The 18,667-nt window shown below is 55.5% G+C and carries 18 protein-coding genes; 6 read left to right on the forward strand and 12 right to left on the reverse strand.

Features of this window, described 5'->3' with window-relative positions; translation table 11 throughout:
• Nucleotides 1-25 precede the first annotated feature (25 nt).
• The 3 genes from cydD to RW023_RS02215 are packed head-to-tail and all read left to right on the forward strand — an operon-like array spanning nucleotide 26 to nucleotide 5,162.
• A complete protein-coding gene (gene cydD, locus RW023_RS02205) occupies nucleotides 26-1,735 on the forward strand; it encodes a thiol reductant ABC exporter subunit CydD (RefSeq protein ID WP_315579688.1) in 1,710 nt (569 codons plus the stop codon).
• Nucleotides 1,732-3,525 (forward strand): thiol reductant ABC exporter subunit CydC, encoded by a 1,794-nt coding sequence (cydC, locus tag RW023_RS02210; protein ID WP_315579689.1) that lies wholly within the window; start codon nucleotides 1,732-1,734, stop codon nucleotides 3,523-3,525. Before cydD ends, cydC begins: the two co-directional genes overlap by 4 nt.
• Nucleotides 3,522-5,162 (forward strand): GAF domain-containing protein, encoded by a 1,641-nt coding sequence (locus tag RW023_RS02215; RefSeq protein WP_315579690.1) that lies wholly within the window; start codon nucleotides 3,522-3,524, stop codon nucleotides 5,160-5,162. Before cydC ends, RW023_RS02215 begins: the two co-directional genes overlap by 4 nt.
• Before the next feature lies 1 nt (nucleotide 5,163).
• On the opposite strand, the gene RW023_RS02220 is transcribed toward RW023_RS02215, so the two are convergent.
• Genes RW023_RS02220 through RW023_RS02255 form a run of 8 tightly spaced genes read right to left on the reverse strand, consistent with a single transcriptional unit; the run spans nucleotide 5,164 to nucleotide 12,683 of the window.
• The gene (locus tag RW023_RS02220) at nucleotides 5,164-5,778 is read right to left on the reverse strand and encodes a response regulator transcription factor (RefSeq protein ID WP_034234131.1); all 615 of its coding nucleotides are present in this window, start codon (nucleotides 5,776-5,778) and stop codon (nucleotides 5,164-5,166) included.
• Between the two features lie 34 nt (nucleotides 5,779-5,812).
• Nucleotides 5,813-6,565: a ribonuclease III gene (gene rnc, locus RW023_RS02225; protein WP_315579691.1), complete on the reverse strand. Its 753-nt coding sequence runs from the start codon at nucleotides 6,563-6,565 to the stop codon at nucleotides 5,813-5,815.
• Nucleotides 6,565-7,128 (reverse strand): YceD family protein, encoded by a 564-nt coding sequence (locus tag RW023_RS02230; protein ID WP_315579692.1) that lies wholly within the window; start codon nucleotides 7,126-7,128, stop codon nucleotides 6,565-6,567. The genes rnc and RW023_RS02230 overlap by 1 nt, the downstream gene beginning before the upstream one ends.
• Nucleotides 7,121-7,837, reverse strand: coding sequence for a hypothetical protein (locus RW023_RS02235; protein ID WP_315579693.1), 717 nt, complete (start codon nucleotides 7,835-7,837; stop codon nucleotides 7,121-7,123). Before RW023_RS02235 ends, RW023_RS02230 begins: the two co-directional genes overlap by 8 nt.
• Nucleotides 7,830-8,339 (reverse strand): pantetheine-phosphate adenylyltransferase, encoded by a 510-nt coding sequence (coaD, locus tag RW023_RS02240; protein WP_315579694.1) that lies wholly within the window; start codon nucleotides 8,337-8,339, stop codon nucleotides 7,830-7,832. The genes RW023_RS02235 and coaD overlap by 8 nt, the downstream gene beginning before the upstream one ends.
• Nucleotides 8,336-8,908 carry a 16S rRNA (guanine(966)-N(2))-methyltransferase RsmD gene (gene rsmD / locus RW023_RS02245; RefSeq protein ID WP_315579695.1) on the reverse strand — a complete coding sequence of 191 codons (573 nt, stop codon included), beginning with the start codon at nucleotides 8,906-8,908 and terminating at the stop codon, nucleotides 8,336-8,338. Before rsmD ends, coaD begins: the two co-directional genes overlap by 4 nt.
• A 14-nt stretch (nucleotides 8,909-8,922) precedes the next feature.
• Entirely contained in the window at nucleotides 8,923-11,079 is a 2,157-nt protein-coding gene (locus RW023_RS02250; protein WP_315579696.1) for an ATP-dependent DNA helicase RecG, read from the reverse strand.
• Entirely contained in the window at nucleotides 11,076-12,683 is a 1,608-nt protein-coding gene (locus tag RW023_RS02255; RefSeq protein WP_315579697.1) for a hypothetical protein, read from the reverse strand. Before RW023_RS02255 ends, RW023_RS02250 begins: the two co-directional genes overlap by 4 nt.
• A gap of 239 nt (nucleotides 12,684-12,922) precedes the next feature.
• Between RW023_RS02255 and rpmB the strand changes: the two genes are divergently transcribed.
• From rpmB to RW023_RS02270, 3 genes are all read left to right on the forward strand, one after another.
• Nucleotides 12,923-13,114 carry a 50S ribosomal protein L28 gene (rpmB, locus tag RW023_RS02260; protein WP_019127135.1) on the forward strand — a complete coding sequence of 64 codons (192 nt, stop codon included), beginning with the start codon at nucleotides 12,923-12,925 and terminating at the stop codon, nucleotides 13,112-13,114.
• A 293-nt stretch (nucleotides 13,115-13,407) separates the two neighbouring features.
• Entirely contained in the window at nucleotides 13,408-14,913 is a 1,506-nt protein-coding gene (gene gtfA / locus RW023_RS02265) for a sucrose phosphorylase (protein WP_315579698.1), read from the forward strand.
• Nucleotides 14,914-14,932: 19 nt separating this feature from the next.
• Nucleotides 14,933-16,234: an MFS transporter gene (locus RW023_RS02270; protein ID WP_315579699.1), complete on the forward strand. Its 1,302-nt coding sequence runs from the start codon at nucleotides 14,933-14,935 to the stop codon at nucleotides 16,232-16,234.
• An 87-nt stretch (nucleotides 16,235-16,321) separates the two neighbouring features.
• On the opposite strand, the gene RW023_RS02275 is transcribed toward RW023_RS02270, so the two are convergent.
• Genes RW023_RS02275 through infC form a run of 4 tightly spaced genes read right to left on the reverse strand, consistent with a single transcriptional unit; the run spans nucleotide 16,322 to nucleotide 18,500 of the window.
• The gene (locus RW023_RS02275; protein ID WP_315579700.1) at nucleotides 16,322-17,170 is read right to left on the reverse strand and encodes an RNA methyltransferase; all 849 of its coding nucleotides are present in this window, start codon (nucleotides 17,168-17,170) and stop codon (nucleotides 16,322-16,324) included.
• Between the two features lie 7 nt (nucleotides 17,171-17,177).
• The gene (rplT, locus tag RW023_RS02280; RefSeq protein ID WP_009747984.1) at nucleotides 17,178-17,558 is read right to left on the reverse strand and encodes a 50S ribosomal protein L20; all 381 of its coding nucleotides are present in this window, start codon (nucleotides 17,556-17,558) and stop codon (nucleotides 17,178-17,180) included.
• A 29-nt stretch (nucleotides 17,559-17,587) separates the two neighbouring features.
• Nucleotides 17,588-17,782, reverse strand: a complete 195-nt coding sequence (gene rpmI / locus RW023_RS02285) for a 50S ribosomal protein L35 (RefSeq protein ID WP_009747983.1) — start codon at nucleotides 17,780-17,782, stop codon at nucleotides 17,588-17,590.
• 43 nt (nucleotides 17,783-17,825) lie between these two features.
• On the reverse strand, nucleotides 17,826-18,500 hold the full coding sequence (gene infC, locus RW023_RS02290; protein ID WP_009747982.1) for a translation initiation factor IF-3: 675 nt from the start codon (nucleotides 18,498-18,500) through the stop codon (nucleotides 17,826-17,828).
• Between the last annotated feature and the right edge of the window lie 167 nt (nucleotides 18,501-18,667).

Genomic DNA, 18,667 nt, shown 5'->3' on the forward strand with positions numbered 1-18,667 from the left:
TTGCCCAAGGACAGAAAATAGAAGAATGCGCCCACTGGACCCCCGTCTTCTCAAGTACGCTTCGAGCGCGCGTCGTCATATCCTCCTCATCTCAATTTTGGGGATTGTGACGGCAGTCTTGGTGATTGCTCAGACTCTTGCTCTTTCTGCTACTCTCTCCCCCGCAGTCACATCTGGTGCCTCACTTACCCAGGTACGCACGCCGCTTCTTCTCTTGGTCGCTATCGTTATCGCGCGCGCGGCAGTCATCGGAGTTCGCGAGGCCTTGGGACACCGAGCAGCAGACCGGACAATCCGAGAGTTGCGTGGACGCGTCCTCACACACATCTCTAACCTGGGGCCGCGCTGGCGCGCCACTCACGGTTCCGAGGCCTCGACGCTCCTTTCCCGAGGCCTGACGGACCTTTCCCCTTACTTCGTCGACTACCTTCCCCAGCTGGTCCTCACAGCAACTGTGACTCCCCTAGCCCTGGCGACAATCCTTTTCCTCGATTTCTGGTCGGCCTTCATTGCCGCAATCGTTGTTCCGCTGATCCCAATTTTTATGGCCTTAATTGGCCGTTTCACTCAGAGCGCTTCCTCAGAAAAACTGGAAACAATGCAGACCTTGGGCGCGCAAATGCTGGATTTGATTGCAGGACTGCCGACCCTTCGCGCCTTGGGCCGAGAAAGTGCTCCTCGTGCGCATTTAGAATCTCTCTCGCGATCCAATACGCGCGCAACAATGTCGACGCTGCGCATTGCTTTTCTCTCTGGCGCTGTATTGGAATTTCTCTCCACGCTCTGCGTCGCCTTGGTGGCCGTCGAAGTCGGCTTCCGAATGGTCTTTGGTCATGTTTCTTTATTCACCGGCCTAGCCGTCATCATGCTCGCGCCGGAAGTTTTCGAGCCGCTACGTCAGGTCGGAGCTCAATTTCATGCCTCTGCAAATGGTGTTGCCGCGGCCGAGCGAGCCTTCGAGATTTTAGAAACCCCCATTCCCTCAATGGGTGAAGACTTAGAGGACGAAGACTCTGTTCAGGGGGATCACGGTATCGATTGGTCTTCAACTGTCTTCTCATTGCGTAATCTTTCGATTGAGGCACGGGGCACTTGGGCACCTGCAGGGTTGAACGCGGATATCCTGCCAGGAAAGTTGAGTGTTCTTGTAGGCCCCTCAGGTTCAGGAAAAACCAGTACGATTTACGCGCTGATGCGGCTGCTTCCCATTCAGAGTGGACACCTGATGGTCCGGACCGTTGAAGGAGAAGAAATTCCCCTTCAGGACATTCCCAAAGAAAAACTATGGAAAGCCATAACCTGGGTACCGCAGCACCCTTCTTTGCTTCCCGGAAGCTTACGCGAGCAGCTTCCACCTTCAACAGACGAAGAACTCGAGGCTGCCGCAGCACTTTGTGGATTCACCGAAGTTCTGGATACGCTTCCTCAGCGTTGGGATACGCTCATTGGTCAAGATGGGGCGGGCCTTTCCGTTGGACAACGACAACGTTTCGCTCTTACTCGTGCTTTGCTAGCGCGCACTCCCATTGTCATTTTGGATGAACCGACGGCCCACTTGGATGCTGTGAGTGAAGAGATCGTTTTGAAGGCAATGGAGGCTCTTCGTCAGAAAGGTCGAACGGTCATTGCGATCGCGCATCGCCAAGCTCTCATCGATGCAGCAGACCAAGTGATCAGCGTTCATTCACGGGTGAAGGATCAGGCCGAATTGGCAGAAGTTGGAGGAGAGCAATGAAAAAGCAGATTCTCACTTCTGAGGAAGCTTCCTCCTTGCGATGGGCGTTGTCCCTACTCCGAGTCGACAAGTGGCGTTTTATCGGCGCACTCCTTCTGGCAAGCCTAGGAATTGGCTCATCGATCGCTCTGGGTGCAACATCTGCTTGGCTCATCGCGAGAGCGTCACAGATGCCTCCTGTCTTAGTACTTTCTGTCGCTGCGACATCCGTACGTCTTTTCGGTGTCTCGCGTGCCCTTTTGCGTTATGTTCAACGCCTGATTTCTCACCGCGTTGCACTCGAGGGCATGGACCATCTGCGACTGAGCCTTTACGATTCCTTAGCATCTTCAGATCTCGGCAAAGTGATCTCACTTCGCCGAGGTGATCTGCTGGCACGTATGGGATCCGATGTCGACGAAGTCGGCGATTTTATTGTGAAGTCTGTCCTTCCTGCAGGTGTTGCAGCGATTGTTGGGGCCGCGACCGTGGGCGCTCTGGCACTTCTTTCTCCGGGCGCTGCAGTCATTTTGGCGCTTTGCTTAATCCTTTCTGGGATCGTTGCCCCCGTTATCACCGCTCGAGCACAACGCGCAGCTCAAGTCGAGGGAATCCAGGCACGTGCTGCCTTGAGCAGCTCACTGGTGACCTTGATTGATGGCTACGATGAACTGGCAATTAACGGACTCATTGACCGTGCGCACAGCGAATTCGAGCGCAGTGAGGACCACATTGAGTCATCTCGACGGGGAGCCGCCCGTGCCTCCGCTTGGGCTCAATTCATCGATCGCGCATCTATGGGACTTGCAGTCGTTGGAGCGCTCCTCATTGGAGTTCCATCCGTTCAGGCTCAGATCCTCAGCGCCGTCGCTCTCGCGGTCATTACCCTTACTCCCCTGTCTTCTTTCGAGGCCTCTGCTCAGATGAACTCTGCGATGGCACAACTCGTCCGTAGCGCTCAGGCTGCACTACGAATTCGCGAACTTATCGGTTCGAACGCACCGATCACTGCGGCCTCGAATATCGAGCAGACTCCGCTCCCCGAAGACGCGACGCACCACCCCGATCTTCAGGCAAGTGACCTAGCGATCGGGTGGCCCGATGGCCCGCTCTTGGTTGAAAACCTGAATCTTGATGTTGTCCCCGGTCGCTGCGTCGCAATCGTTGGTCCTTCAGGAATCGGTAAAACAACACTCCTGAATTCTCTGGCTGGATTGATCCCCGCACGCGATGGGCAACTCACTCTCAACGGGGTTCCTCTTCGGGACATTCCCCATGAAGAAAGTGCTACCGTCATTCAGGTAACCGCTGAAGATGCCCATATCTTCGCAACCAGCATCTACGAAAACCTTCGCGTCGCGCGCGCTGATCTGTCGAAGGAAGAAGCTCAGGATTTTCTGAACACCGTTGGGCTCAAGGACTGGTGTGCTTCTCTTCCTCAGGGAATCGATACCGTAATTGGTGCTGGGGCAACTGGAGTATCCGGTGGTGAACGTCGCAGACTTCTTGCCGCCCGAGCGCTTGCATCACGCGCACCCATCATGCTTTTGGATGAAGCCAGTGAACACCTAGATCCCCACAGCGCAGATACTCTGATGAGAACCATCCGAGCACACGCAGTCAATAAGGGCTTGGTCATTGTCACGCACCGCCTGAGCGCTCTCGACATTGCAGATGAGATTATCCTGATGGGGTATCCTCACAATGATCCTCGCCTGCGTCCCGCACGCATCACTGAACGGGGAACACGTGATGAACTCATTGCCAGGAGCGAAGCTTTCCGTTGGGCACTCAAGCAGGAGGAAGAATGAGCCCCGAAAGGACCGATTCACGACTTCTTGAAGCTGCTCTTGACGTCACCTCAAGCCTAGATCTTCAACGAGTCCTCGAAAATTTCGTCGAGCGTGCATGCGCATTAACCGGTGCGCGCTATGCAGGACTATCGGTTCTTGATACCTGGGGCGATACAACGATGTTCGTCGAATACGGCGATGCTCCAGCCGGCGTGGCCTCAAAACTTCCCGACGAGTTGGTCCAGCGCATTACCGATGAGGGATATGCGATTCTCAATGATCCTGCCTCTCTTGACAATGCTGAAGGGATTGAAAACTTCCTGGGAGTTTCTGTCACTTTCAAGGGACAAATCTATGCGCGCCTCTACCTGGTCAACCGCTTGGGTGGCTTCGGACTCAGCGCACTTCGCATTGTGCAGACTTTGGCAGCAGCAGCCGGTATTGCCGTTGAAAATGCTCACCTCTATGCAGATGCTCGAAGGCGTGCACGCTGGATTCGAGCCTCGCAGCAGCTGACTACGTCAATGCTCGAAGGAGCAGACGAGGAAGAAGGCTTGACCCTGATCGCTCAAACCGTTCGCGATGTCTCGCAGGCGGATACGGCAATTATCGTCTTGCCCTCAGTGAAAGATACCTGGGCTGCGGAAATCACCGACGGCCACCACGCAGATCGCTTGTTGGGAATTGTCTTCCCCCACGAAGGCCGTGCGATGTCGGTACTCAACGAAGGAACCGGTATGATCGTTGATTCCCTCGCGCGCGCCCAAACCATGCGTATCCCCGAATTTTCCGAATTCGGTCCGGCGCTCTATGCGCCTCTTCGTGGAAGAGGAAAGCCCGCCGGAGTCCTCATCCTGCTCCGTCTTCCCGGAAAACCAGAATTTGACTATTCCGAGCTGGCTTTAGCGGAATCTCTGGCCGCTCAAGCTGCGCTTGCACTGGAGCTCGCCTCGGCTCGTCATGCTGAAGATGTTGCTTCCCTCCTCGACGAACGTGATCGAATTGGCCGCGATTTGCATGATTTTGCGATCCAGCAGCTCTTTGCGGCGGGTATGCAATTAGATTCGACCAAGCAAAAGATCAGCGAAAAACAGGTGGGCGTCGATGAGGTAATCCATGCTCTTGACCTGTCTCTAGCGTCCATTGACGAGGCCGTGCGTCAAATCCGCGCAATCGTCCATAATCTGCGTGAACCCGATTCTGACGTTGGCTTGGTAGAGCGTATCCGCCGAGAGTCCTCCCTCTCGCGTTCATTTTTAGGCTTTGCACCCTCGCTCCTCATTTCTGTCGACGGCCAATCGGTTAACGAACAGAAAGAATGCGAAGATGACCGCGTAGAACTGCTCAATTCTCGCGTTGATGAGTCGCGAAGCGATGATGCGGTTGCAATCGTGAGAGAGGGCCTGTCCAATATTGCCCGTCACGCACACGCGACCGCAGGTGCGGTCAATGTTGAACTTCAGGGAAGCGGGAAAACAGGTAGCCTGACGGTTTCCGTTTCCGATGACGGAGTCGGGATCGATCCTTCGCATACACGCAATTCAGGCCTTGCAAACATGGCGGAACGTGCACGACTCAACGGCGGAACCTTCACCATTGGTACCGGTCTTGAAGGAAAAGGAACCAAGATTACCTGGAGCGTTCCCCTGGCTTAGCTCAGTTACGCCAAGCGGCAGCGCGTTGTCCGGCTACCCATGCAGCAACCTGGGTGCGTCGTTGAAGCCCCATCTTCGACAGTAAGGACGTGATGTGGTTCTTCACGGTCTTTTCTGCAACGCCCAGTTTTGCGCCAATTTCGCGGTTCGATAGGCCGTCGCCGATCAACTCCAAGACCTTACGCTCTGAAGGAGTCAGGTCTGCGGTCGGATCATCATGATCTGCTCGCCTGCGAGTCAGTGTTCGCTCATCAAGAAGGATGCGTCCCTGTGCGACTGCCTTAATGACATCGGTAATTTCTGCACCGCGAACGGTCTTGAGCACGTAGGCACGTGCACCCTTTGCAAGGGACTCTGCCAAGGCCTCGTCATCATCAAAAGAAGTCAGGACGATCGGGCGAATCTCGGGATTTGTCTGCCCCAAAGATTCCATGATGTCGATGCCCGTTCCATCGGGAAGCTGGAGGTCCACCAAAATCACATCGGGGCTGACCAATTGAGCACGACGCAAAGCATCTTGAACTGTCCCGGCCTCGGCAACCACTTCAAGATCATCTGCACGATCGACAATCTCTGCAATCCCGCGACGAACAATCTCATGATCATCAACGATCATGACTCGGATCGGGGTCTGCAAAGGGGTGTCGTTTTCAGTCACGTTTTTCTCCTTGTTCATCGACGCGCTTCTCACCGCTGAGGCGGGCAACTGCATCTGCTGCTGCCGCGTTTTCTGCGTGTTTCTTTGAAGTACCAACGCCTTGGCCAACTTGGGTATCCCTCGAGGCAACGAAGGCGTGAGCGGTAAAGACCCTCTGGTGATCTGGGCCTTCGCCCTCAACCTCGTAGGTCACTGCCCCCATATCGTGGTTGAAGGCAAACTCGGTCAGTGTTGTCTTCCAGTCCTGTTCGGCCGCACGTTCGACTGCGTGAACCAGCAAGAAACCTAGATGATGCAAAATAGTTGCACGCGCGCCTTCCATGCCCACGCTCAGATAGGTTGCACCGACCAGGGCCTCGAAAGTATCAGACAAGATCGAGTCTTTATCTCGACCACCGTGAGTACTTTCCCCACGCCCCAAGTAGATATACTCCCCCAGGTCAATGTGCCGAGCTGCCTGCGCTAAGGGCTCTTGAGACACAGTTGCTGCCCGCATCCGCGACAATTCAGATTCGGGGACGTCGCCATGACGGTGATACAGCTCGTCGGCCACGACAATCGAAAGGACAGAGTCACCCAGGAACTCAAGGCGTTCATTATGGGCAATTCCACCGGCTTCATTTGCATACGAACGGTGAATGAGCGCCAGTTCCAATAGATCCTGGCGCACAGGAGTTCCCCATGCTTCAAGCAAGGTATCAGTATTGGGACGCGGGGGTACAGGAAGCTTTGAACGACGAGCCATTAGTTCTCGTCTCGCGCGGTGAGCTGATCAAGAAGACCCGAAAGGCCCGCAAGACGCGGATCGATCACCACATGCTCATGATCTTCGGGAAGATCTTCCCATTTTTCGCCGCATCCTGGGCAAAGCCCCTGACAATCAGGCTTACACAGAGGACGGTCTTCCATCAGCGTCACGATGCCGTCACGCACAATTCCTTCAATGTCGACGGTGTCGCGCGCCGAGATCGTCGGGAAGTCCTCTGCGTCCTCATCTTGCTCATTACGCAGGCGCTGCGCAGCCTTCGGCTCGAAGAAAAGTTCATCAACATCGACCGAATAGTGACGCGTAAGTTCATCAAGACAACGTACGCATTCTCCGTCAATATCAACATCGGTATGCTCACGAACCAGAACTCCGTCGTCAACCGAAGTAATAGTCACGTCGATGGGCAATTCGGTTCCTGGAACCACTCGCATAACCGAGGTTCCCAGGTCGTCAGGGACCTGCCAAGTCAGGTGATATTCGCGCGTCGAACCAGGCGAGCGCGAAAGATCACGAAGAGAAATCTCTAAAGGTTCACTCATGTTCTAAAGTCACATTCGTAATATCGCGGCCATTGCGTTCGGCAATGGCACGCCGGCCGGCATCGGTACGGCGTTGAAGTTCTTGAAGAAGTGCAGATAGTTCTGCGAGTGACGAGGCAGCGTATTCATCGGCACCGGTACGCATCTGCTTTTCCGCTGCACGCGCTTGCGCAACAATCTCTCGCGCGCGCTCCTCAGCCATCTGCTTGATGTTTTCTCCGGATACAAGGCGTTCTGCCTGTGCATTGGCATCGGCAAGAGTGTTCTCCGCATCCGCCTCAGCCTGTTCACGCACACGCTTCGCATCTTCTTCGGCCTTTTCACGGGTCTTCTGGGCGTGTTCCTCGGCCTCGGCGACCAACTGATCGGCCTTTTCGCGGGCCTCGTCGATGGTCGAACGGGCGCGGGCATTAGCCTCGGCAATGGTCGTCTCTGCGGCCGAGTCGGCGCGCACAAGCACTGCGTCCGCGTCGGCGACAACCGCATCTGCGGCCTTGAGGTCATCAGGAAGAGCTTCACGAGCCTGATCGAGGAGATCAAGAAGCTCCGCTCGGTTCACCATTACCGAAGCAGAGAGCGGAACTGCGCGCGCAGCCTCAAGGAGGTCTTCAATTCGGTCCAAAGCCGCAATCACAGTCGAGGGACCGTACACGGTCTGGTCCTCCCACTGCTGCGAGGATTCCGCGTGCTCATCATGGTTTTCAGCCATTGTCTCCTCCAATTGGGTTCTGCGCGTACACTGCTTCTCTATTTTCTCCCCACACGGCCAAAACTGGGGCTGGAACATACCGAGAGACATCCATTCCCCACGCAAAAAGTTCGCGGACAAGGGATGACGACACGTGTCCCAACGCGGGATCGGTGGGGATCCACAGTGTTTCCACTCCCCCGATCTCTCGATTTGTCACGGCCTGAGCCATCTCTGACTCCAAGTCACCGTTTCCACGCACCCCTTTGATCACCAGATCCGCATCATGCGCGCGACAAAAATCAACCAAGGGCGTGTTCATGGGGAGGACTTCTACCTTCGGCAGGTGAGCCAGCCCCGCGCGGGCGCTTTCCACACGGCATCGGATATCACTGGCCGAGGCCTTGGCTGAGTTCACCCCAACTGCAACAATCAGCTGGTCAACAAGACGTGACGCCCGAGTAATAAAGTCCAGATGCCCGACGGTGAGTGGATCAAAGCTTCCCGGAATGACGGCTTTCATGCACTCTCCTTATCAGTTTGTGGAAGTGGGGGCGCAAGAAAAAGAACGCGAGTCTCCCCCCAATCGCGCTGGTCCTCACAGATGAGTCCTTCAGGTAGCTCGATACCTGTCGAGCGAGTTGATCGCTCAACGACAACCGAGGCATCTGGACTCAAATGTGCGCACAGTGCTCTAAGGATCTCGGTGATAGTTGCGCTCTCACACTCATAGGGAGGATCAATAAAAACTAGGTCATATTGGCCGCTCAGCCGTCCAGAAACTGCCGCGAGCGCATCCGCGCCAATAACTATGCTTCCCGGAGCAATCAAGGCGGCATTCTTTTTGAGAGTTCGCAGCGCACCCTGCGAGGAATCAACCAGGGTTAATTGATCTGCACCGCGCGAAAGCGCCTCAAAACCCAGAGCTCCACTTCCCGCATACAGATCAAGAACGCGAGCTCCTTCGATAACGTCCATGTGTTCAAGGCGCGAAAACATTGCCTCACGTACGCGCTCAGATGTTGGGCGTGTCCCTGAAGGCGGGACATGTAGGGTCCGACCTTTCAAAGTGCCGGCAATAATTCGTGTCATGCTTTAAGACTACGTTAGCTGCGTTCCATCCACACCAGCTCTTCGCTGGAAGCGTCATTGAGACTCGCCGCTAATTCCGGATACGAGGCCAAAGAGGGATCTGCTGCAATGAGTTCGCCAGCGCTTTCTCGGGCTTCTTCAATGATCGAACCATCACGGACAACGCTCAGAAAGCGCAGTCTCGATGTTTTCCCTGACTGGGCCGACCCTAGTACGTCACCTTCTCGACGCAAGGCGAGATCTGCCTCGGCAAGGACAAAACCATCGGTTGATGAAGCGAAGGCTTCCAAGCGTTGCGCCGAAGTATCGCTGATGACCGAAGGATGAACAGCCATACAGATGCTTTGCCTCGAGGAGCGTCCCACGCGACCACGGAGCTGATGGAGCTGTGAAAGCCCAAATTGCTGTGCATCCAAGATGATCATCATGGTCGCCTCAGGAACATCGACGCCGACTTCAATGACAGTTGTCGCAACAAGAATTGGAGCCTGCCCGCTGGAGAAAGCTTCCATTGCGGCGCTTTTTTCTTCGCTGCTATCTCTGCCGGTGACGCTCACTGCTTTCACACCCGATAGCGAAGGAACCCCGGCGAGCATCTCCATAGTTGCTGTCACCGATGCGAGAGGGGCTGCGCTTTCTTCAAGCAAGGCATCGGGATGATCGTCTTCATCGATCCGCGGACAGACGACATAAACTCGCCCGCCGCCGTCAATTTCTTCACGTGCCCGTTGCCACATGCGTTCCATCCACACGGCGTTTCCCGCATCGACAACGAAAGTTGTCACGGGTTTTCGCCCCGAGGGCAAGCCTTTCATCACTGTGACATCCAAATCTCCAAAAATCGTCATCGCGACGCTTCGAGGGATTGGAGTAGCAGTCATCACCAGTTGATGGACGAGCAAGTCATCATTGCGGCTTTCACGAAGAGCATCTCGCTGCTGGACGCCAAAACGATGCTGCTCATCGATCACAGCCAAGGCAAGGTCAGCAAAGAGATTGCGCGCGTAGAGCAAGGCATGCGTCCCGATCACGATGATCGGCATTCCCGAGGCCAATAGACGCTCGATTTCTCTCCTAGCTGGGGCAGGTGTCGAGGAAGTGAGCAGACGCAGATCCACTGGGAAACCCGCAGATTCAAGGGGTTTGAGCAGTGCTCGAATTGAATCTGCATGTTGCCGTGCTAAGACTTCGGTGGGAGCAAGTAGTGCACCTTGATGGCCAGCGGCAATTACCTGTATCAAGGCGGCGCACGCAACCACAGTTTTTCCCGATCCCACATCCCCTTCAAGGAGGCGCTGCATGGGATGCGACGAGGCAATATCAGCACCGATGGCACTGATGGCACTGCGCTGCGACTGCGTCAAAGTAAAAGGAAGTCCGTCAAGGAAGGCTTGAAGCTCCGGAGGATTTTCTGGACAGCTTTGCGCACGCAAAGCATTATTTCCCAGTCGACGTTTTGCCAAGAACGCTTGCAAGACAAAAGCTTCTCTCCAGCGCATGCTACGTCTTGCACGTGCAACGTCCTGATCCGTACTGCCCTGGTGAAGAAGACGTAGGGCATTTCCCAGAGGTTCGATGTCGAAACGCGATCGGATCTGCATAGGAACAGGATCTGGAAGAGCGTCCAGGTCCAAAGAATCCAGCACAACGGCAATTGCTCGTGCAATCACCCACGAGGTGACACCACCCCGTGTGGAATAAATGGGAATGGGACGGTTCGAGCGTTTTTCAATATCGGGGGCCGCCTGTTCGTCATCAACGCCTTCAAACTCGGGATGCACCAATTGCAAATTCCCTCGGTATTCCCCGACTTTTCCAGCAAAAAGAAAACTCTCTCCCGGTTGAAGAAGGCGTTCGTGCACGCTGAGCTTATAGGGACTACTGGCGAAGAAAGTCGCGGTCATTTCCGAGGAACCATCGGTTAGACGAACTTCGAATCGAACCCCTGCGCGCGAACGATTAGGGATCAGCCGAGCACTGACGACTTCGGCCAAAATCGTGACGTCTTCTCCGGGACGCAGAACGTGCATGGGTGTGAGGGCGCCCCAATGGTAGTAGCGACGAGGTGCATCGTAGAGCAGGTCGCCAATGGTCAGGATGCCCGCTTTTTCGAGCTTCTTTGCCAGCTTGGTAGGAAGGCGAAGGTTCAGAGGGGTTTCAAGTGGATTCACGCGAGCGCCTGAAGAAGAGAATGAGTCTGAGGAGCGGCATCAATGACTTCAAGATCCACGCTGGTTGATTCAGGGGTGAAACTATCGAGAAGCTGACGCAGAACCGCAATCAAAGTTGCCGCATCTTCATTTCCAGCAAGTAAGACCCAGCGCGTCGGCGCGTAGGATGCGAGATCTTGAAGGGCACGAGAAACGTCCTCAACCTGCCACTCTGTGTCGATCTCCGTTGTGTGTTGAGCAAGAAGCGCACTGTGGGCGTTTTCGTCGATAAGCGCGCGGAGTTGAGTGGCAACGGTACGTCCTCCAGGTTGAGGCACAAAGAGCGGCGCACAGGTCCGGCTGATTGCCAGTGCTTCTAGTTCATTCGTTGAGGAAGCGATGGAAATATCGAGCTCTTCCTCCCCCATTCTCACATAAGAGGCACTAATCCTTTGAGCAAGAGCAAGGCACTCCCTATCACTGGGAACGATGAGTTCCACCCGAGTCGACGCACAGCGCGCAGGAATAACAAGAGCTTCGAGATCTTCAAGCTGAGGATCGAGAAAAACTTGGGCACCGCTAAGAGCAAGATCTTCAACCATTCCCGCAACCCGAGTGCAGACAACGACTGCGGCACGTTCCACCCTGCGAATGGGCTGACGTTCCAAGAGTCTGATACCTCGGTGTGTCACGCCGTCAGCAAGGGTATCGATTCCAATTGTTTCATCAGGACGTGCATCAGCGACGTGGAAGCGGAGTGTCCGACCGCGTTTGGGATGGACAGATAAAGGTGCGGCGGTATCAATGTGGAAACGCCACTCGCCCAATCCAAAAAGATCGGCATGCCCGGCCCAGGAATAACGTGCTCCCAGGGCGTCGAGCTGGCGGCGCTGAGCATCGACATCATCAAGGGTTCCTTGAAGAATGACATCGACTGTGAAAGCGCGATCAGGCGTCGGCGCATGTGGACGGACCCGAGTGCTTCCATGCCCCGCTAATTCTGCGAGCATTGCAGCAAGAGATTCAAGCATCCCCAGATCATCGCGGCAGGCAGCATCGAGAGCACTGAACATCAACGCAACAACCGCTGCACCGGCGTCGATGGCGGTACCGGAAGATCCCGTGGCCTCGACGAGGCCGAATTGCGCGGCGGCGCAGAACGCGGAGAGTTCTTGGGGGACCTCGGGGAGCTTATCGCCAAGACCTTCAAGTTCTGAACATGCCTCGCGCAGCATCGCATCCGTAGCACTTCCCTGGGCATGTGCAGCCTTCAGAGCGGAAGGTGTCGCCAAGAGCATGCGGCGAAGAACAACCGGACTGATGGCGGCATCATCAAGCGCTGAATGCCAAGAGGAGAAAATCGACACCAGGAGCACGCCGCAATGTCCCAGCGCTCCGCGGATTCCCGACTGGATCGCACAATCAAGGCCCACGGAAAGTGGATCACTGTCGGAAAGTTGTGCACATCCGTGAGCAAGAGTTTGGAAGGTGACACGCGCATTTGTTCCGGTATCGCAGTCCCCCCCACCTACTCCGTCGAGGTCATCGATAAAAGGGGCGAGCTTTGTCATTTCATCAGCCGCTATCTGGAAGCTACGCGCCAAAACTCCAGAATCTAGTGCCACAACTTGTCCTTATAACGATGTCTTAACCTGACGGTGCTGCGATGTGGGATACCTTCCACATTGTTCCGCCTTCAGGCACATGTGTGCCACCTGACACGCATATTTCCCTCTGTGGACTTGGTTATTTGGGGCGAAATCAGTTAAGGTGTCATAGTTGCCTGCGGTGAGCTGTCACCAATGGCCTCTTGATCGTCATGATCAAGACAACTAATCGTGTAAGAAAAACCGAGGAGAACATCGTGGCTGCCGTTTGTGACGTGTGCGGTAAGGGACCCGGCTTCGGCAAGAGCGTGTCGCACTCGCACGTTCGTACCAACCGCCGGTGGAATCCGAACATTCAGCGCGTTCGCGCCCTGGTCGATGGGACGCCCAAGCGCCTGAACGTGTGCACCAAGTGCCTGAAGTCTGATCGAGTCGTTCGCGCTGCCTGATTCAGACATAGATAGGCCGGGCTCGCTTTGCGAGTTCGGCCTTTTCTTTTTCCCTTAAGCACCCTTTAGTCCTATGTGGCATCGAAGCAATCAAAGCAATAAAACTAAGAAAACCACAGGTCAGAACACCTTTACCCCCTAACACCCGCCTCATTCAGGTTATTTTCAGCAAATATCCACCTATTTGGTTGACTCAATATCTGTATCCAACAGAACATTTTATTTTTCCACACGTTATTCTGAATTCACGCATATCCAATTTGCGAAATCTCGCACCTCGATTGGGGAGACCATTGCAGAATAAGGTTCAACTCATCACCTATGCCGATCGTTTCGGTGGCAGCACTATTTCCGCCTTGACCGCCACGCTCCGCCAGCATTTTTCAGGCGTCTACGAAGGCGTTCACATCCTTCCCTTCTTCACCCCTTTCGATGGTGCAGATGCAGGTTTTGACCCAGTTGACCACACAAAGGTCGATCCGCGTCTTGGCTCTTGGGATGACGTAGCCGAGCTCTCAAGAACCCACGAAATCATGGTTGACACCATCGTCAATCACGTTTCATGGGAATCTGAGCAGTTCCAAGACGTCATGAAGAATGGCGAAGACAGCCCCTTCGCCCCAATGTTCCTGACCTTGTCTAGTGTTTTCCCCGAAGGGGTGACCGAAGAAGAACTCGCTGGCATCTATCGTCCTCGCCCAGGTCTTCCCCTCACCCACTACACATGGGGCAACAAGACACGACTCGTCTGGACGACCTTCACCCCACAGCAGGTTGACATCGATACCGATTCTGACCAGGGCTGGGGATACCTGATGTCAATCCTTGACCAGCTGGGAGCAAGCCATGTTTCCTCGATCCGCCTTGATGCCGTTGGATACGGAGCAAAGGAAGCTCGCACATCCTGCTTCATGATCCCGAAGACCTTCCGCTTGATTGAACGCATTAAAGAAGAGGGCGCAAAGCGTGGTCTAGAAACACTGATCGAGGTTCACTCCTACTACAAGAAGCAGATCGACATCGCCAGCAAGGTCGACCGCGTCTATGACTTCGCTCTCCCCCCTCTCTTGCTCCACTCGATTTTCTCGGGCAGCGTCGATGCTCTTGAGCACTGGATCAACGTACGTCCCAACAATGCTGTGACCGTACTGGACACCCACGATGGAATCGGCGTCATCGACATCGGTTCAGACCAGCTGGATCGCTCCCTCAAGGGCTTGGTTGCAGATCCCGACGTCGATCGCCTCGTCGAGACAATCCACGCAAACACCCACGGGGAATCGCGCGAAGCTACCGGTGCCGCGGCCTCGAACCTGGATCTCTACCAGGTCAACTCCACGTATTACTCCGCATTGGGATGCAACGACCAACACTACCTCGCCACGCGAGCAGTTCAGTTCTTCCTTCCCGGGATCCCTCAGGTCTACTACGTGGGTGCTCTCGCGGGCGCAAATGACATGGAGCTACTCAAGCGCACCAACGTCGGTCGCGACATTAACCGTCACTACTACTCGACACAAGAAGTTGAAGAGAACCTAAAGCGCCCGGTTGTTCAGGCCCTCAACGCTCTGTGCGCATTCCGCAATACTCTTCCGGCATTTGACGGCGACTTCTCTTACCAGCGAGATGGTGAAGTACTGACGCTGGCATGGGAAGGCGCAGGCACGAGCACGCGACTCACCTTCACTCCGGCCGCCCCGTCTGAAACCGGTTCCATCGCTTCACTGTCATGGACTGATGCTCAGGGCGAGCACACGACAGACGACCTTCTTGCCCAGCCACCAGTTGCACACGTCTGACTAGCCATAAGGAGCCAAGATGAACAAGGTTTCTAGACAACCAAGAGAAACGCGAATCAACCTCATCCGCCTCAGTGTCGGTTTCACCGTCAGCGCGGTCGCCTGTGCAATCCCCTGGGTCGCTTTGACCTCCGTCATTTTGCCGGCAGTGCTTGAAGACATTAACGCGGCCGGAAAAGAATCAATGCTGGGTACCATCAACGCGGTTGGTTCGGTAGTTGCGCTTCTTGCAAACGTTATTTTCGGAACTCTCTCCGACCTGACGCGTTCGCGTTTCGGTAAGCGCACTCCCTGGATCATCATCGGTGGGCTCATTGCTGGTGGCGCGATGGCACTGCTTGCACTGAACCAAAATTCATTCCCGATGATCCTCCTGCTGTGGTGCACAGCCCAGCTGGGATACAACGTCATGCTTGCGCCCTTTGTGGCAACAATGTCTGACCGCATTCCCGACGAGGTCCGCGGAACGGTTTCGGGCTTCTATGGGGCAGGAATCGCGGCAGGCCAAACCATCGGCAATCTGGTTGGAGCCCGCCTTCTCAAGACGGACAATGGACTGACTCACGGCTGGCTCCTGGGCGCCGCAGTCTTTGCCTCTATCGGTATCATCACCGTGATCATCTGGCCACGCGAAGGAGACAATCGGGGTGAATCTGATGAGAGCTTCTCAGCAAAGCGCATCCTTGAATCCTTCCGCCCGCCGAAGAATGCACCTGATTTCTACTACGCACTTGTTGGCCGCACCTTGATGATGGGCGGCTACTGGATGATCAACACCTATCTGCTCTACATCGCTCAGGACTACATCTTCGCAGGTAATGCCAATGCAACCACGCTAGCAGCGGAGCTCATCGCCTCGATGGCAGTCATTACTCTGGCCGTCTCACTGGTTGCTGCACTGAGCGCTGGACCGATCACTGATTTCATCGGTCGCCGCAAGCTCCCGGTTGCCCTAGCCAGCGTCATGTTTGCGATTGGCTCCGCAATGCCGCTGATCTTCCACTCTGCGCTAGGTATGTACCTCTTTGCGGGGATCGCCGGCCTTGGGTACGGCGTGTACAACGCGATCGATCAGGCGCTCAATGTTTCGGTCCTCCCCAACCCCGACGAGGCCGGGAAAGACCTGGGAATCTTGAACTTGGCAAACACACTCTCGATGGTTGTTGGTTCTTTGATGACCTCTGCAATCGTTGTGATTGTCAAGAACATGACCCATTCATCGACAACGCCGACTTTGGCCTACACGATCGTATTTGTTGTTGCAATCATTATCGTGCTGATTGCCGCATGGCTCATCATGCGCATCAAGAAGGTGAAGTAAGCCTCACACACAATTGCCCGGTGCGTCAGTTGCCTATTGAGCAACCGATGCGCCGGGCTTTTTTATCGAGGTAGTACTGAAGAACTCCTACTCCCCGACGCGCGCGTTCTGCGAGGCAAAGAGGCACATAGCAGCGGCGCTTGCAACATTGAGGGACTCTGCCTGGCCGCTCATCGGGATCATCACCAGAGCATCACATGCGGCCATTTCTTCATCGCTCATTCCCTGAGCTTCATTTCCAAAGACCCAGGCATGTGATTGGACAAGCCAGCCGCGCCCCTCAAGAACTGCCTGAGACATCAGTTCACTCAAACTGTAGGCGCCTTGTGCGCCAGAGGTCCCCAGGATTACGCAATGCTGATCGCGGAGGCACTGACAGGCCTCGTCAAAAGAGGAGAGGGGAACGATAGGAAGGTGGAAAACTGAGCCGGCGGAAGAACGAATAACCTTGGGGTTCGAGGCATCGACGCTCCCCTTCACGGCGATAATCGCACGCGCGCCCATTGCATCAGCGGTGCGCATGATTGTTCCCGCATTGCCAGGGTCCCTGCCCTGAGCAAGAACAACAACGCAGTCTCCTGCATGGATTTCGGGGAGGTCACTCTGAATTGCGCCGCTGCGAGCAACCGCGCAAATTCCTTGGCTATCGCGGCTCAGTACCTCACAGACTTCATCGGTGACCTCATGGACCCAACGACACGCTCTACGAGCATCTTCAATAATGTCGGGGTGCGTCTGAGCGGCTAGTGCCGTGTAATAGATGTCTTCAACGAAAGAGGAACGGTATCGGAGCAGTTCGCGAACTGCCTGGGGTCCCTCAACAAGGATCTTTCCTTGCTTTGAGCGCGCCGAACGCCCGGCCAATGCCGCGACTTTCTTCACGCGATCAGCGCGAGGATTATCGAGGATGGACGGGCGTTCGGAAAAGTTACTCACCAAAAGCTCAGGCCTTGGGCGCGTTCACGTCGGCGGGCAGAGCCTTCTTGGCCACCTCAACAAGAGCGTTGAAGGTGGCGATATCGTTGACGGCCAGCTCGGCGAGCATGCGGCGATCGACCTCAACACCGGCCAGGTTCAGGCCCTGGATGAAACGGTTGTAGGTCATGCCCTGTGCGCGGGAGGCAGCGTTGATGCGCTGGATCCACAGGCGACGGAAATCGCCCTTCTTCGCCTTGCGGTCACGGTAGGAGTACACGAATGAGTGCGTGACCTGTTCCTTGGCCTTACGGTACATGCGCGAACGCTGACCACGGTAGCCGGATGCCTGCTCGAGTACGGTGCGACGCTTCTTCTTGGCGTTAACAGAACGCTTAACACGTGCCATTTTCTAAATCTCCTTGTCGAAGGTGCCGGTCACTTGCCCAGCAGGGTACGGACGCGCTTGACGTCGGCGGTGGCCAGAACCTGGTCCGAGGCCAGACGACGGGTCTTGCGGGAGGACTTGTGCTCGAGGAGGTGGCGTGCACCAGCCTGCTCGCGCATGATCTTGCCCTTTCCGGTGAGGCGGAAACGCTTCTTGGAACCGGAATGCGTCTTATTCTTCGGCATTATTTTGATCCTTCTTCTTCCGGACGGGGTTTAACCCCAACCTTCACTTCTTCTGTGCATCTGCCTCTTGCGAGGCCACACGAGCTTGATCCTTACTGGCGCGTTCTGCGCGCTTACCGCGACGTTCTTCACGTTCAGCTTCGCGACGCTTGCGCTGCTCGTTGACCGCATCGGACTTGCGCTTCGTAGGCGCAAGAACCATGGTCATGTTGCGGCCGTCTTGGCGAGGCATCGATTCGACAGTGGCGAGTTCTCCAACTTCCTCAGCAAGACGCTGCAGGAGTCGGACGCCCGCTTCAGGTCGTGACTGTTCACGACCGCGGAACATAATCATGACCTTGACTTTGTCACCGGCGGAAAGGAAACGCTCAACGTGCCCCTTCTTCACCGAGAAGTCATGGTCATCAATCTTCAGGCGGAAGCGAATCTCCTTGAGCTGCGTGTTCGCCTGATTACGGCGAGCATCGCGAGCCTTTTGGGCCGCTTCATACTTGTATTTTCCGTAGTCCATGAGTTTTGCAACCGGCGGCTTAGCGTCGGGTGCAACCTCAACCAGGTCGAGGCCCGCTTCCTCGGCAAGACGCAGTGCGTCTTCCACGCGGACAACACCAACCTGTTCTCCTCCGGGTCCCACGAGACGTACCTCGGGAACTCGAATCCGCTCATTGATGCGAGGCTCGCTAATGAGTGGCTCCTTCCACAGTCGTATCCGTGACACGAAAAAGGCCTTCGTGCCACTGTGCGCACGAAGGCTTATCCCGGCAACAACATCCGTCCGGATGCTACCGTTTAACCCGATCCCCTGGCTCTACGTGGGCAACCCGAAAACTCGGGCGGGAATCAAGGTGGGAGAAACTCCGCTTGCACGATCGGGGCGAAATCCCC

The organism is uncultured Actinomyces sp. (genome assembly GCF_963542285.1).
Classification (GTDB): domain Bacteria; phylum Actinomycetota; class Actinomycetes; order Actinomycetales; family Actinomycetaceae; genus Pauljensenia.